Origin of the sequence: Citrobacter sp. Cpo015, assembly GCF_030333035.1 — a bacterium.
In the GTDB taxonomy this organism is placed as follows: Bacteria; Pseudomonadota; Gammaproteobacteria; order Enterobacterales; family Enterobacteriaceae; genus Citrobacter; species Citrobacter portucalensis.
The window spans coordinates 58153-72598 of sequence record NZ_JAOWGS010000020.1 but is presented as its reverse complement, the minus strand read 5'-3'; the positions used below and the strand labels follow the sequence as shown (position 1 = coordinate 72598).

Genomic DNA, 14446 nt, shown 5'->3' with positions numbered 1-14446 from the left:
TCGCTTTTCAGCATGACCACTATAGCGGTTCGCTGAATTTACAAGCCAGACACAAAAAGAAGCCGCCCTCAGGCGGCTCCTTTAAAAATTAAGACTGCTTGGACATCGCAGCAACTTCTGCTGCAAAGTCAGTCTCAACTTTCTCGATGCCTTCACCCACTTCAAAGCGGATGAAACCAGTTACGTCAGCGTTATGCTCTTTCAGCAGCTGACCAACAGATTTGCTCGGTTCCATGACGAAAGGCTGACCGGTCAGAGAAACTTCGCCGGTGAATTTCTTCATGCGGCCTTCAACCATTTTCTCTGCGATTTCTTTCGGCTTGCCAGACTGCATAGCGATGTCCAGCTGAACCTGGTATTCTTTTTCTACCACTTCAGCGGAAACGTCTTCCGGCTTAACGAATTCTGGTTTGCTTGCAGCAACGTGCATTGCCAGCTGTTTAACCAGTTCTTCGTCAGCGCCAGTTGCAGCAACCAGAACACCGATACGAGCACCGTGCTGGTAGTTACCCAGAACTTCGCCTTCCAGGGAAGCAACGCGACGGATGTTGATGTTCTCACCGATTTTAGCAACCAGAGCAACACGTTCTTCTTCGAACTGTGCTTTCAGAACTTCAACGTCAGTGATTTTGCCAGCAACGGCAGCGTCCAGTACTTTGTCAGCAAATGCCTGGAAACCAGCATCTTTAGCAACGAAGTCAGTCTGGCAGTTAACTTCCAGAATGAAAGCGATGTTGCCGTCGATTTTGGTTTTGATTACGCCGTCAGCAGCAACGTTGCCTGCTTTTTTCGCCGCTTTGATTGCACCGGACTTACGCATGTTTTCGATTGCCAGCTCGATGTCGCCATTAGCTTCAGTCAGTGCTTTTTTGCAATCCATCATGCCTGCGCCAGTACGCTCACGCAGCTCTTTTACCAGGGATGCGGTAATTTCAGCCATTCTAAAATCCTCGGAAGATTTGATCTGCCCGGCATGAAACCGCACAGATTTAAAAGTGAAAAAGGGGGCCATATACAGGCCCCCTAACCAAACGTGATACTACCTGGTCTATAAGGGCTCTAACGAGCGTGCCTTATTATTCAGCTTCTACGAAGCTTTCTTCCGCCTGGGAAGCCAGATCCTGAGAACGGCCTTCACGAACGGTAGTAGCTACAGCGCCCAGGTACAGGGTCACAGCACGGATTGCGTCGTCGTTACCCGGGATAACGAAGTCAACACCGTCCGGATCAGAGTTGGTATCAACGATAGCAAATACTGGGATACCCAGGTTGTTTGCTTCTTTGATAGCAATGTGCTCGTGGTCAGCATCGATTACGAACAGAGCGTCCGGCAGACCGCCCATGTCTTTGATACCGCCCAGGCTGTTTTCCAGTTTCTCAAGCTCACGAGTACGCATCAGCGCTTCTTTCTTGGTCAGCTTTTCGAAAGTACCGTCCTGAGACTGAGTTTCCAGATCTTTCAGACGTTTGATGGACTGACGAACGGTTTTCCAGTTAGTCAGCATACCGCCCAGCCAGCGATGGTTCACGAAGAACTGGTCGCAGCTGTTAGCAGCTTCTTTCACCGCTTCGCTTGCAGCGCGTTTAGTACCAACGAAAAGGATTTTACCTTTACGAGCAGAGATCTTGTTCAGTTCAGCCAGAGCTTCGTTGAACATCGGTACAGTTTTCTCAAGGTTGATGATGTGAACTTTGTTACGCGCACCGAAGATGAACGGCTTCATTTTCGGGTTCCAGTAACGGGTCTGGTGACCGAAGTGAACACCAGCCTTGAGCATGTCGCGCATGGAAACAGTTGCCATGATTAAAACCTCTATATATAAAAGTTGGGGTTAAGCCTCCACGCATCCCATATTACCGACCCCAAAGGGCACCCCGGAATATGTGCCGATACGTGTGTGTTGTTACACAAAGTGAGATTTGTCGCTCCCGTCCATCGTGTGTAGTCTTCGAATGGATCGGAAGTCCGGCGCGCTTTATACCACAAATACGCCACCGACACCAATAATTGTTGGCGGTCTGTGCTGAATGAACGATGAATTTCGTGTTACAGGAAGGCGGCAAATTTTTGAATCCCCGGGAGCTTACAACCAGTAAGTGACTGGGGTGAAAAAATGTAGCCAACGCATCTGTGGCACGAAAGGCGAAGTTCAGAATGATTCTCAATTTGGCAGGGTACACCCCAGACTGATACCATTGGCAGCACTTAAACAATTATTGCCGATATCATCGGCACTGATGGACAGAATTTATGGCTATCTCAATCAAGACCCCTGAAGAAATCGAAAAAATGCGCGTCGCTGGCCGCCTGGCCGCTGATGTACTGGAAATGATCGCGCCGTTTGTTAAACCGGGCGTCAGCACCGGCGAGCTGGATCGCCTCTGTAATGACTATATCGTGAATGAGCAGCAGGCCATTTCCGCCTGCCTGGGCTATCACGGTTATCCGAAATCCGTGTGCATCTCTATTAATGAGGTGGTGTGCCACGGGATCCCGGACGACGCCAAGCTTCTGAAAGACGGCGATATCGTTAACATCGACGTCACCGTAATTAAAGACGAGTACCACGGCGATACCTCCAAGATGTTTATCGTCGGCAAACCTACTATTCTGGGCGAGCGTCTGTGCCGCGTCACACAGGAAAGCCTGTATCTGGCGCTGCGAATGGTAAAACCGGGCATTCGCCTGCGCACGCTGGGCGCTGCGATTCAGAAATACGCGGAAGGCGAAGGTTTCTCTGTTGTTCGTGAATACTGCGGTCACGGTATCGGTCGCGGCTTCCATGAAGAGCCACAGGTTCTGCACTACGATGCAGACGACGGTGGTGTGGTACTGCAGCCGGGCATGACGTTCACCATAGAACCGATGCTGAATGCCGGTGATTACCGCATCCGTACCATGAAAGACGGCTGGACGGTGAAAACCAAAGACCGGAGCTTGTCTGCACAGTACGAGCATACTATTGTAGTGACGGAAAACGGCTGTGAAATTCTGACGTTACGCAAGGATGACACCATCCCGGCGATCATCACACACGGCGAATAATGTTTTGCCTGATGGCGATGCATTCGCATCTTATCAGGCCTACAAATTGTACTACTTAGTAGGCCGGATAAGGCGTTCACGCCATCATCCGGCTTTTTAATGGGTGGCGCATAATGAATACTCTTCCTGAACAGCACGCAAATACTGCCCTCCCCACCCTGCCTGGCCAACCGCAAAACCCAGGGACATGGCCACAGCAAGATCTCAACTGCTCCGGCATTAAAGCGCATATCGACACCTTCCAGAACTGGTTAGGCGAAGCGTTTGACAGTGGAATTTCCGCAGAACAGCTCATTGAGGCCCGCACCGAATTTATTGACCAACTGCTACAGCGTTTGTGGATAGAAGCTGGGTTCGGGCAAATAGCCGATCTGGCGCTGGTTGCCGTTGGTGGCTACGGACGAGGCGAATTGCACCCGCTTTCCGATATTGACCTGCTGATCCTGAGCCGTAAAAAGCTGCCTGATGCGCAGGCCGAGAAAGTCGGTGAGCTGTTAACGCTGCTATGGGACGTGAGGCTGGAGGTTGGGCATAGCGTGCGTACGCTGGAAGAGTGTCTGCTGGAAGGATTGTCAGATTTAACCGTCGCCACCAACCTGATTGAAACACGCTTGCTGATCGGCGATGTGGCGCTGTTTCTGGAGCTGCAAAAGCATATTTTTAGCGAAGGTTTCTGGCCTTCCGACAAGTTTTACGCCGCTAAAGTGGAAGAGCAGAATCAGCGCCACCAGCGCTATCACGGCACCAGCTACAACCTGGAGCCGGACATCAAAAGCAGTCCCGGCGGCCTGCGCGATATCCATACCCTGCAATGGGTGGCGCGTCGCCATTTTGGCGCCACCTCACTGGACGAAATGGTCGGCTTCGGCTTTTTGACACTGGCTGAACGCGCCGAGCTGAATGAATGTTTGCATATCCTGTGGCGGATTCGCTTCGCCCTGCATCTGGTCGTTAGTCGTTACGACAACCGCCTGCTGTTTGACCGCCAGCTCAGCGTGGCGCAACGGCTAAACTACGGCGGCGAAGGCAACGAGCCTATCGAGCGGATGATGAAAGACTATTTCCGCGTCACCCGACGGGTCAGCGAACTGAATCACATGCTGTTGCAACTGTTCGACGAGGCGATCCTCGCCATGCCCGCCGATGAAAAACCGCGCCCGATTGATGACGACTTCCAACTGCGCGGCACGTTGATCGATCTGCGCAACGACGATCTGTTTATCCGCAAACCAGAAGCGATACTGCGGATGTTTTACATCATGGTGCGTAACAGCGCGATCAGCGGGATTTACTCCACCACGCTGCGCCATTTGCGTCATGCCCGCCGTCATTTAACGCAGCCGCTGTGCTACATCCCGGAAGCGCGATCGCTGTTTCTCAGTATGTTACGCCATCCGGGCGCGGTGAGCCGCGGTCTGCTGCCGATGCATCGCCACAGCGTGTTGTGGGCCTATATGCCGCAATGGTCGCATATTGTCGGCCAAATGCAGTTTGACCTGTTTCATGCCTATACGGTGGATGAACACACCATCCGCGTAATGCTCAAGCTGGAAAGTTTTGCTAACGAAGAGACCCGTCAGCGCCATCCGCTGTGTGTGGATCTATGGCCGCGTCTGCGACAGCCGGAGTTGATTCTGATTGCCGCGCTGTTCCACGATATCGCCAAAGGTCGCGGCGGCGATCACTCGGTACTCGGCGCTCAGGATGTGCTCAAGTTCGCCGAACTGCACGGCCTGAATTCCCGCGAAACGCAGCTGATCGTGTGGCTGGTGCGCCAGCATTTGCTGATGTCGGTGACCGCTCAGCGCCGCGATATTCAGGATCCCGAAGTAATTAAGCAATTCGCCGAAGAGGTACAAACGGAACACCGTCTGCGCTTTTTGGTGTGTCTGACCGTCGCGGATATTTGCGCCACCAACGAAACGCTGTGGAATAGCTGGAAGCAAAGCCTGCTACGCGAGCTGTACTTCGCAACGGAAAAACAACTCCGTCGTGGCATGCAAAATACGCCGGATATGCGTGAGCGTGTACGCCATCATCAGCTTCAGGCGCTGGCGCTACTGCGAATGGACAACATTGATGAAGAAGCGTTGCACCACATCTGGTCACGCTGTCGCGCCAACTACTTCGTGCGTCACAGCCCAAATCAGCTGGCCTGGCATGCGCGCCATCTGCTGCAACACGATCTCAGCAAGCCGCTGATCCTGCTCAGCCCACAGGCCACGCGCGGCGGGACAGAAATTTTCATCTGGAGCCCTGACCGCCCTTACCTGTTTGCCGCCGTCTGCGCCGAACTGGACAGGCGTAATCTTAGCGTCCACGATGCGCAGATTTTCACTACCCGCGATGGGATGGCGATGGATACGTTCATCGTGCTGGAACCGGACGGCAGCCCGCTGTCTTCAGACCGACATGAAGCGATCCGTTTTGGACTGGAACAGGCCATCACGCAGCGCAGTTGGCAGCCACCGCAACCGCGTCGCCAGCCGGCAAAATTACGCCACTTTACCGTCGATACTGAGGTCACCTTTTTGCCGACCCATACCGACCGAAAATCATTCCTGGAGCTTATCGCCCTCGACCAGCCCGGCCTGCTGGCGCGGGTCGGGCAGATTTTTGCCGATCTGGGAATTTCGCTGCATGGCGCCCGAATTACAACCATTGGCGAGCGAGTAGAAGATTTATTCATAATCGCCACCGCCGACCGGCGCGCCCTTAATAATGAGCTGCAGCAGGAAGTACATCAACGGTTGACAGAGGCCCTCAATCCAAACGATAAAGGGTGATGTTTTTATTTATTATGGAAAGAGTTTAACAATGCAGCAGTTACAGAACGTTATTGAGTCCGCTTTCGAGCGCCGTGCCGACATTACTCCGGCAAATGTAGATACCGTAACCCGCGAAGCGGTGAATCAGGTTATTTCTTTACTGGATTCCGGTGCACTGCGCGTCGCAGAGAAGATTGAGGGTCAGTGGGTCACACATCAGTGGCTGAAAAAGGCGGTCCTGCTCTCTTTCCGTATTAACGATAATCAGGTCATCGAAGGTGCGGAAAGCCGTTACTTCGATAAAGTACCGATGAAATTCGCCAACTACGACGAAGCGCGCTTCCAGAAGGAAGGTTTCCGCGTGGTTCCGCCTGCGGCCGTGCGTCAGGGTGCGTTTATCGCCCGTAACACCGTGCTGATGCCATCTTACGTAAACATCGGCGCTTATGTTGATGAAGGTACGATGGTTGATACCTGGGCGACAGTCGGTTCCTGTGCGCAAATCGGTAAAAACGTACACCTGTCCGGCGGCGTTGGCATCGGCGGCGTACTGGAGCCGTTGCAGGCTAACCCGACCATCATCGAAGACAACTGCTTCATCGGCGCACGCTCTGAAGTGGTTGAAGGCGTGATCGTCGAAGAAGGTTCTGTTATCTCCATGGGCGTGTACATCGGTCAGAGCACCCGTATTTACGATCGCGAAACTGGCGAAGTGCATTATGGTCGCGTTCCGGCAGGCTCCGTGGTCGTCTCCGGCAACCTGCCGTCGAAAGATGGTAAATACAGCCTGTACTGCGCGGTGATTGTGAAGAAAGTCGATGCCAAAACGCGTGGCAAAGTGGGAATCAACGAACTGTTGCGCACTATCGACTAACAGCGATTTGAAAAAGCGGGCTTAGCCCGCTTTTTTTACATCTGCGAGTGGCATAAACAAGGCTTTTCGTTAATTATTCAATGGTTATAGTGAGCTTAAGGGTACCGCTATGTATGACAATCTGAAAAGTCTGGGCATTACTAATCCTGAAGAGATCGATCGTTACAGCCTGCGGCAAGAAGCCAACAACGATATCCTGAAAATCTATTTCCAAAAGGATAAAGGCGAGTTTTTTGCCAAGAGCGTGAAGTTCAAATATCCCCGTCAGCGCAAAACGGTGGTAGCTGATGGCATCGGCCAGGGTTACAAAGAAGTGCAGGAGATCAGTCCCAACCTGCGCTATGTGATCGATGAACTGGATCAGATCTGCCAGCGCGATCGCAGCGAAGTCGATCTTAAACGCAAGATCCTTGATGATTTACGTCATCTCGAAAGCGTCGTGACCAACAAGATCAGCGAAATTGAAGCCGATCTGGAAAAACTGACGCGTAAATAAGCCGTTTGTTGCCGGATGGCGGCGTCTTACGCCTTATCCGGCCTACAGGTATATCCTCGTAGGCCTGATAAGCGTAGCGCCATCAGGCAGTTAATCAATGCTGCTCATCTAACTGTAACGCCACATACAGTAGCAGTCTGTCGTCAAAATTCCCCAGATCCAGCCCGGTCAGTTCTGAAATACGATTCAGGCGATATTCCAGCGTATTGCGGTGAATAAACAGTGCCTTTGAGGTCGCCAGCGGCTGGACGTTATGACGAAACCATGCCGCCAATGTCCGACGCAGCAACCCATTGTTATCCATCGCTTTCAGCCTCACCAACGGACGCGCCAGCTCATTGGCCTGCCAGCCACCGCGCAGGCTGTCCAGCAGCACTGGCAACATCAAATCCTGATAGAAATAGCTACGGCTTTCCGGCATCCGCTGTTTACCGACCATCATGGTGGTGCGCGCCGTACGATACGAACGGGCAATGCTACCAGGCCCGGTAAAATAGTTGCCCAGCGACACGCGAAAACGCAGCTGTCCGTTCTCTTTCATGCGGGCAATAAGCTGCTCAACCCGCTTACGATGATCTTCAGCGTCCCAGCGGCCAAACTGATTGAGCGCCGGTTTCAGCACCACCATCTCGGTCAGAGAGACAATCGCAATCAGATTATTACGTTCGGGCGTGGTCAACGCATTCTGCAATTGCTGTAACTCCGCCATCGCACTGTCAACGCCAAGCTGGCCACTATCGACCTCCAACACCGCCACCACGCGTGGCTGGTTCAAATCAATGCCTAAACGCTGGGCCCATTCCATCAGCGCCGGTGTATTCTCTTCCGCCTGAATCAGGTTCATCACCAGCTCTTCACGCAGACGGCTATCCTGCGCTAACAGATGCATCAAGCGCGACTGTTCCAACATCATTTCTGCGGTCATACACACTAACTCGCCGTATTTGCGCAGATGCTCCGGCTCGCCGGTAAGGCCGATAACGCCAACGATTTCGCCTTCCAGACGCAGAGGCAGGTTTATCCCCTGTCGTACACCGTGCAAGTGACGTGCCACCGCATCGTCGATATCGACCACCCGACCCTGCGAAAGCACCAGCAGCGCCCCTTCGTGCAATTCACCAATACGTTCGCGATCGCCGCTGCCGATTATCCGCCCACGGGCATCCATTACGTTGATATTGGTATCAATGATGCGCATGGTACGCGCCACGATATCCTGCGCCATTTTGGTATCAAGATGCCAACCAGCCATAAACCCCTCCTGTGAGCAGAGCTCAAGCATAGGGAAGATAATAAGCGGCGACATTGTGCAAATGCACAAAGCGAAAGGGAGAAGTATGGAGTTGTGGGAAGTATCACAAAAAGAAACCCCTTCCTGTGCAGGAAGGGGTTGAGGGAGATTACTGCATCAACAGATAGATGGAGCTGTCACCGCGCTGAATGTTCAGCGCCAGTACAGCCGGTTTGCTGTCGAGGATTTTGCGCAGTTCAGCGATGTTTTTCACCGGCTGCTGGTTCGCGCCGATAATCACATCCCCTTTCTTCAGGCCAATCTGTGCAGCCGGAGAATTCGGTTTCACGTCGCTTACCACGACACCTTTGTCCTGGCCTTTGTTGCTCATATCGGCACCTTCGATGCCTTTAAAGATAGAGCTGGAGTCAACCTGAGTCTGGCTGCTCTGCTGCAATTCCAGGTTCACGGTGACCGGCTTACCGTCACGCAGCAGACCCAGGGTGATTTTGCTGCCAACCGGCATCGTACCGACCTGCGCACGCAGGGCGGCGAAGCTGCTGATAGGTTTGCCGTTCAGGGAGGTAATCACATCCCCGGCTTTAATCCCCGCTTTCGCTGCGGAAGAGTTCGGCATCACCTGGCTGACGAATGCGCCACGCTGAGCGTCAACTTTCATCGCTTTCGCCAGCTCAGAGCTCAGCTCGGTACCCATAATGCCCAGCTCACCGCGTTTAACCTGGCCAAACTCAACCATCTGCGAGGTCAGGTTTTTCACCATGTTGCTTGGGATCGCAAAACCGATACCGATGTTACCGCCGTCCGGCGCGAGGATCGCTGTGTTAATACCGATCAGCTCACCGTTCAGGTTGACCAGCGCACCACCGGAGTTACCCCGGTTGATCGCAGCATCCGTCTGAATAAAGTTTTCGTAGTTCTCCGCGTTCAGGCCACTACGTCCCAGCGCAGAAACAATGCCGGAAGTCACCGTTTCACCGAGGCCAAACGGGTTACCAATTGCCACGGTGTAATCACCCACGCGCAGCGCATCGGAATCTGCCAGCTTAATCGCCGTCAGGTTTTTCGGATCCTGAATTTGGATCAGCGCGATATCGGAGCGCGGATCTTTACCCACGATCTTCGCGTCAAATTTACGACCATCGCTCAACTGAACTTTAATCACCGTGGCGTTATCTACCACGTGGTTATTGGTCACGACATACCCTTTCGCGGCATCAATAATTACGCCGGAACCGAGTGCCATAAATTTCTGCTGCTGGCCGCCGCCATTGTCAGCGCCCGGTGCGCCGCCCTGGCAGAACGGTGAACTCTGGAACGGAGAACCGTCCTGGCAGAACGGTGAATTATCACCGAAGAACTGCTGGAAATTACGCGGCATGCGCGGCGTATTTACCGTCGTGCTCCCCTCGACGTTAATACTTACCACCGATGGCATCACTTTTTCGAGCATCGGGGCCAGGCTTGGCATCTGTTGGGCGGTCATTGCTGAAGACGACGTCTCAGCCGCTGTAGCAGACAGGGGGGACAACGCCAAACCTAAACTCAGAGCCAGTGCACTCATTGCTAATGTGGTTTTTTTCATGTGTTTCGTTCTCGATTAACAGGTAACGCAAAATTGCTGTATACGTCAGAGTCGTTTTATAGCGCTAAGTTCCAGAATTAAGTTTAAGGAAAAAGTAAAATTTTATTGTCCGCCTTTACAAATGAGTATTTATTGTTCTACGGCCATCAAGCGACGATATTCATCCCAGGCATACAAATCTGTCATTCCGCTGATATAATCCTGAATCAATCGGCAGCGATAATAATATTCCAGAACCGAGTACTCGGCGCACCCCGTCGATATTTTACTAACCGCCTCAACATACGCAAGACGATGGCGGGTAGACAACTTCTGAAATAAACGGGACTCGATAGGAAAACGTTTTACTCTTTCATTGTCGACCAGTTCAGAAAAATCTGACTGAGACATTTTTAATAACGGCTGATAGATCTCCAGCAATCCGCTGATCACCCGATAGCCCTGTAGTTCCAGTTGTTCAACATCCGGATGGCTAAACACATGTTTTACCGCCACATTTTTATAAACACCCAGTAACTGGCTGAAGCTACTGGCATCTTCTAGCAGCGCATGATTAAAGCTGCCTTCATAAATCTGCGGCAAATTATCAATAAACCGCTGGGCCGCATATGGCACCAGTTTATTCAGCGTATTGACGCGTAAATACATAAAGAACTGATCTTCGGTACTCCGGCTTAATGTATTTGAACGTGACTTCTCCCAAGCGTTCTCAACAACCTGGCTAAACAGGGAACCTTTTTCATGCTGCCCCCACGCCTCATACAGGTGGTGATAAAGTTGCTCGACGCTAAAGATTCTTTTCTCAACGGCATCTTCCAGATCCGCCACGCAATAAGAGATATCATCGGCAGCTTCCATAATCCAGGTTAATGGAAAGCGACTGTAAGGCGCTAATGATAATTCTTTACGCAACCGCTCAATATACGGTTCTTCAGAAAGGTAATAACCCGGCTTCTTCATTAAATAGTTGTGTGTCTCGGGTGCACTGCCGCGCCACCACGCTGGACGGGTATATTTTAAAATACCGCCAACCTGCGCCCAGGTAAGGTTCATACGCATCAACGTATGCACAAGGCGAATACCCTGCGCATTGCCTTCAAAATGGCACAGGTCCTGGCGCACCTTGCGGCGAATATCATTCAGCGACTCTTCGCCTTCACGCAATCGTAATGCCGTCACCTGGCAACGGTCATCACTTAGGGGCTGACTTTCTGCGTCTGCGGGATACAGTCGCTGGCGGAACCAGTCATTAATAGCCGCCTCCCCAAAATGGCCAAACGGCGGATTACCAATGTCATGCATCAGGCAGGACATTTCGACAATACTCTCAAATGGCCCTGTCAGTTCATCCAGGCCATACTGCTCCAGCAGCTTTAGTTCTTTCAGTCGGCTGAGGATCTCTTTCGCGATATAGCGCCCAACCTGCTGAACTTCCATCGAGTGCGTTAAACGCGTGCGCACCGCCGCATTACGCTCCAGCGGAAAGACCTGCGTTTTTTGTTGCAGTCGGCGAATTGCCGGAGAATTGATAATACGTCCGCGATCGCTTTCGAAAATACGCAGGATCTCATGCTCAGTCTTCACGCCCTGCGGCGAACGGTAACGACGATGCCAGTTTATTTTTTTCCGGAAATCGATCTGTGCCATGTCCTCTCCCGCCTGAGAAATGCGCTACCCCTTAAGCGCATGATAGACTATGCCCTCAAATCTGGCTTATCGCGAGTAAATCTATGAAAATCGGCATCATTGGTGCAATGGAAGAAGAAGTTACGCTGCTGCGTGACAAAATCGAAAACCGTCAGACCATCGCGCTCGGCGGTTGTGAAATTTACACCGGCCAACTGAACGGTACAGAGGTTGCGCTGCTGAAATCGGGTATCGGTAAAGTGGCTGCGGCACTGGGCGCTTCGTTGCTGCTTGAACGCTGCAAGCCGGACGCCATCATTAATACCGGTTCTGCGGGTGGCCTGGCCTCTACGCTGAAAGTCGGGGATATCGTAGTTTCTGACGAAGCGCGCTATCACGACGCCGACGTCACTGCCTTTGGCTATGAATTTGGTCAGCTACCGGGCTGCCCGGCTGGTTTTAAAGCCGATCCTGCGTTGATTGCTGCCGCAGAGTCTTGCATCGCCGAACTCAATCTGAACGCCGTTCGCGGACTTATCGTCAGCGGCGATGCCTTCATTAATGGTTCCGTGGGGCTGGCTAAAATTAAGCATAACTTCCCGCAGGCGATTGCCGTTGAGATGGAAGCGACCGCAATTGCGCACGTTTGCCACAACTTTAACGTGCCATTTGTCGTGGTTCGCGCTATCTCTGACGTTGCCGATCAGCAGTCCCATCTCAGCTTTGACGAATTCCTGGTGGTTGCCGCGAAGCAGTCAAGCCTGATGGTTGAAACGCTGGTACAGAAACTGGCGCATGGCTAAATTACTCTCCAGGGCGCTGGTCGCCCTGCTTTTCACTCTCCCGGCGTTCCTTTACGCCGCGCCGCGTGTTGTGACGCTTTCTCCTGCCAATACTGAACTCGCTTTTGCCGCTGGCATTACCCCCGTTGGCGTCAGCAGCTATTCTAACTACCCGCCAGAAGCCAAAAATATTGAGGAAGTCTCAACCTGGCAAGGGATGAATCTTGAACGTATTGTGGCGCTGAAACCTGATTTGGTCGTCGCCTGGCGCGGGGGAAATGCTGAGCGGCAGGTGAATCAACTGACCTCTCTGGGAATTAAGGTCATCTGGGTGGATGCCGTTACCATTGAGCAGGTTGCCGATGCGCTACGCCAATTAGCAGCATGGAGCCCCAAGCCTGAACAAGCTAAACAGGCGGCGCAAACCATGCTTGATGACTATGCTTTACTTAAATCTCAGTATGCCAACAAACCGAAAAAACGCGTGTTTCTCCAGTTTGGTGCCAATCCTCTGTTTACCAGTGGAAAAGGTTCTATTCAGCACGAAGTTCTTGAGGTATGCGGCGGAGAAAACATCTTTGCCGGTAGTCGGGTTCCCTGGCCGCAGGTTAGCCGTGAGCAGGTCCTGGCACGAGCCCCCCAGGCTATTGTTGCCACAGGCGGTCCGGGCGAAACTCTGAAAATTGAGCAATACTGGGGAAACCAGCTAAAAATACCCATTATTACACTTAATAGTGACTGGTTCGAACGCGCGAGCCCGCGTATTATCCTCGCCGCAAAACAACTCTGTAATGCGCTTTCACAGATAAATTAGCGCCTGCCCCCACCAGGTCTGTTGTGAGGATTTAAAAATGCTCGTCTATTGGCTTGATATTGTCGGCACCGCGGTATTTGCAATCTCTGGCGTATTACTGGCCGGAAAATTACGTATGGATCCGTTTGGCGTCCTGGTACTCGGCGTGGTTACCGCCGTTGGTGGTGGAACGATCCGCGATATGGCGCTGGATAATGGACCGGTTTTTTGGGTTAAGGATCCGACCGATCTGGTGGTGGCGATGATAACCAGCATGCTGACGATCCTGTTGGTACGTCAACCAAGACGCATACCGAAATGGATCCTTCCGGTGCTGGATGCCGTTGGTCTGGCGGTGTTCGTGGGTATTGGCGTCAACAAGGCATTTCTCGCAGGAACAGGGCCGCTGGTGGCGATTTGTATGGGGGTGATTACCGGCGTTGGTGGTGGGATCATTCGCGATGTGTTAGCTCGTGAAGTCCCGATGATTTTGCGCACCGAGATCTACGCCACAGCCTGTATTATCGGCGGGATCGTGCATGCGACAGCGTTTTATACCTTTGATGTTTCACTGGAAAACGCCAGTATGATGGGGATGATTGTCACGCTGCTGATTCGGCTTGCCGCCATTCGCTGGCATCTGAAATTGCCGACGTTTGCGCTGGATGATAACGGGCGTTGATATGACGATACAGAACATGTAGGCCGGATAAGGCGTTTACGCCGCCATCCGGCACATTGCCCGGTGGCGCTACGCTTACCGGGCCTACAACATCAGACCATCAGTATTACAGACAGCAATCAGATGCTGAAAGAAGAACCACACCCGCAGGTGCTTTTCGCATTCGGGTTAGTCACAACGAAGCGGGAACCTTCCAGACCTTCGGTATAGTCAACCGCGCCGCCCACCAGATATTGCAGACTCATCGGATCAACGACCAGACCAACACCTTGTTTCTCGATGGTCATATCACCTTCATTGACCTGATCATCAAAGGTGAAACCGTACTGGAAACCGCTGCAACCACCGCCAGTGATATACACGCGTAATTTCAGATTCGGGTTATCTTCGTCAGCGATCAGGCTTTTAACTTTATTGGCTGCTGCTTCAGTAAATTGCAGTGGCAGCGCTACGTCATCACTCATATTTTGCTCCAAACGACATCGGCAATTGGGTAAATTTCAACCCAATATTTTGGGCCATTATCTAATACCCTGGTATTTCGT

14 protein-coding genes are annotated in these 14446 nt (G+C 52.2%); 7 read left to right on the top strand and 7 right to left on the bottom strand.

The window, feature by feature from the left end; all coding sequences use genetic code 11:
* Positions 1–88 precede the first annotated feature (88 nt).
* Positions 89–940, bottom strand: coding sequence for a translation elongation factor Ts (gene tsf, locus OGY67_RS06935; RefSeq protein WP_003018551.1), 852 nt, complete (start codon positions 938–940; stop codon positions 89–91).
* Between the two features lie 136 nt (positions 941–1076).
* Positions 1077–1802 carry a 30S ribosomal protein S2 gene (gene rpsB / locus OGY67_RS06930; RefSeq protein WP_003018553.1) on the bottom strand — a complete coding sequence of 242 codons (726 nt, stop codon included), beginning with the start codon at positions 1800–1802 and terminating at the stop codon, positions 1077–1079.
* Positions 1803–2251: 449 nt separating this feature from the next.
* Between rpsB and map the strand changes: the two genes are divergently transcribed.
* The 4 genes from map (at position 2252) to OGY67_RS06910 (ending at position 7184) form a co-directional block, all read left to right on the top strand.
* Positions 2252–3046 carry a type I methionyl aminopeptidase gene (gene map, locus OGY67_RS06925; protein WP_003829182.1) on the top strand — a complete coding sequence of 265 codons (795 nt, stop codon included), beginning with the start codon at positions 2252–2254 and terminating at the stop codon, positions 3044–3046.
* A 113-nt stretch (positions 3047–3159) separates the two neighbouring features.
* Positions 3160–5832, top strand: a complete 2673-nt coding sequence (gene glnD, locus OGY67_RS06920) for a bifunctional uridylyltransferase/uridylyl-removing protein GlnD (protein WP_003829184.1) — start codon at positions 3160–3162, stop codon at positions 5830–5832.
* A 31-nt stretch (positions 5833–5863) separates the two neighbouring features.
* Positions 5864–6688, top strand: a complete 825-nt coding sequence (gene dapD / locus OGY67_RS06915; protein ID WP_003829186.1) for a 2,3,4,5-tetrahydropyridine-2,6-dicarboxylate N-succinyltransferase — start codon at positions 5864–5866, stop codon at positions 6686–6688.
* Between the two features lie 109 nt (positions 6689–6797).
* Positions 6798–7184, top strand: coding sequence for a DUF3461 family protein (locus tag OGY67_RS06910; RefSeq protein WP_005132126.1), 387 nt, complete (start codon positions 6798–6800; stop codon positions 7182–7184).
* 94 nt (positions 7185–7278) lie between these two features.
* Here the strand turns inward: OGY67_RS06910 and cdaR are convergent, their stop codons facing one another.
* The 3 genes from cdaR to dgt all read right to left on the bottom strand — a co-directional run bounded on the left by cdaR (position 7279) and on the right by dgt (position 11665).
* On the bottom strand, positions 7279–8436 hold the full coding sequence (gene cdaR / locus OGY67_RS06905) for a DNA-binding transcriptional regulator CdaR (RefSeq protein ID WP_003829189.1): 1158 nt from the start codon (positions 8434–8436) through the stop codon (positions 7279–7281).
* Between the two features lie 148 nt (positions 8437–8584).
* The gene (gene degP / locus OGY67_RS06900; RefSeq protein ID WP_003829191.1) at positions 8585–10018 is read right to left on the bottom strand and encodes a serine endoprotease DegP; all 1434 of its coding nucleotides are present in this window, start codon (positions 10016–10018) and stop codon (positions 8585–8587) included.
* Between the two features lie 129 nt (positions 10019–10147).
* Positions 10148–11665 (bottom strand): dGTPase, encoded by a 1518-nt coding sequence (dgt, locus tag OGY67_RS06895; protein ID WP_060682723.1) that lies wholly within the window; start codon positions 11663–11665, stop codon positions 10148–10150.
* 83 nt (positions 11666–11748) lie between these two features.
* Between dgt and mtnN the strand changes: the two genes are divergently transcribed.
* Genes mtnN through OGY67_RS06880 form a run of 3 tightly spaced genes read left to right on the top strand, consistent with a single transcriptional unit; the run spans position 11749 to position 13901 of the window.
* The gene (mtnN, locus tag OGY67_RS06890) at positions 11749–12447 is read left to right on the top strand and encodes a 5'-methylthioadenosine/S-adenosylhomocysteine nucleosidase (RefSeq protein WP_286573812.1); all 699 of its coding nucleotides are present in this window, start codon (positions 11749–11751) and stop codon (positions 12445–12447) included.
* Positions 12440–13240 (top strand): vitamin B12 ABC transporter substrate-binding protein BtuF, encoded by an 801-nt coding sequence (btuF, locus tag OGY67_RS06885; protein ID WP_003829197.1) that lies wholly within the window; start codon positions 12440–12442, stop codon positions 13238–13240. Before mtnN ends, btuF begins: the two co-directional genes overlap by 8 nt.
* Positions 13241–13277: 37 nt before the next feature.
* Complete coding sequence (locus OGY67_RS06880; protein WP_003829199.1) at positions 13278–13901, top strand: TRIC cation channel family protein; 624 nt, start codon at positions 13278–13280, stop codon at positions 13899–13901.
* 119 nt (positions 13902–14020) lie between these two features.
* On the opposite strand, the gene erpA is transcribed toward OGY67_RS06880, so the two are convergent.
* The gene (gene erpA / locus OGY67_RS06875; protein WP_008786260.1) at positions 14021–14365 is read right to left on the bottom strand and encodes an iron-sulfur cluster insertion protein ErpA; all 345 of its coding nucleotides are present in this window, start codon (positions 14363–14365) and stop codon (positions 14021–14023) included.
* Positions 14358–14423 carry a small protein YadW gene (yadW, locus tag OGY67_RS06870; RefSeq protein WP_122973801.1) on the bottom strand — a complete coding sequence of 22 codons (66 nt, stop codon included), beginning with the start codon at positions 14421–14423 and terminating at the stop codon, positions 14358–14360. Before yadW ends, erpA begins: the two co-directional genes overlap by 8 nt.
* Between the last annotated feature and the right edge of the window lie 23 nt (positions 14424–14446).

Bases quoted from the DNA above. Each gene is read 5' to 3' on its own strand.
- btuF (WP_003829197.1), top strand. From the start codon at position 12,440: ATGGCTAAATTACTCTCCAGGGCGCTGGTCGCCCTGCTTTTCACTCTC.
- mtnN (WP_286573812.1), top strand. From the start codon at position 11,749: ATGAAAATCGGCATCATTGGTGCAATGGAAGAAGAAGTTACGCTGCTG.
- cdaR (WP_003829189.1), bottom strand. From the start codon at position 8,436: ATGGCTGGTTGGCATCTTGATACCAAAATGGCGCAGGATATCGTGGCG.
- erpA (WP_008786260.1), bottom strand. From the start codon at position 14,365: ATGAGTGATGACGTAGCGCTGCCACTGCAATTTACTGAAGCAGCAGCC.
- tsf (WP_003018551.1), bottom strand. From the start codon at position 940: ATGGCTGAAATTACCGCATCCCTGGTAAAAGAGCTGCGTGAGCGTACT.
- OGY67_RS06910 (WP_005132126.1), top strand. From the start codon at position 6,798: ATGTATGACAATCTGAAAAGTCTGGGCATTACTAATCCTGAAGAGATC.
- degP (WP_003829191.1), bottom strand. From the start codon at position 10,018: ATGAAAAAAACCACATTAGCAATGAGTGCACTGGCTCTGAGTTTAGGT.
- OGY67_RS06880 (WP_003829199.1), top strand. From the start codon at position 13,278: ATGCTCGTCTATTGGCTTGATATTGTCGGCACCGCGGTATTTGCAATC.
- dapD (WP_003829186.1), top strand. From the start codon at position 5,864: ATGCAGCAGTTACAGAACGTTATTGAGTCCGCTTTCGAGCGCCGTGCC.
- map (WP_003829182.1), top strand. From the start codon at position 2,252: ATGGCTATCTCAATCAAGACCCCTGAAGAAATCGAAAAAATGCGCGTC.
- glnD (WP_003829184.1), top strand. From the start codon at position 3,160: ATGAATACTCTTCCTGAACAGCACGCAAATACTGCCCTCCCCACCCTG.
- dgt (WP_060682723.1), bottom strand. From the start codon at position 11,665: ATGGCACAGATCGATTTCCGGAAAAAAATAAACTGGCATCGTCGTTAC.
- rpsB (WP_003018553.1), bottom strand. From the start codon at position 1,802: ATGGCAACTGTTTCCATGCGCGACATGCTCAAGGCTGGTGTTCACTTC.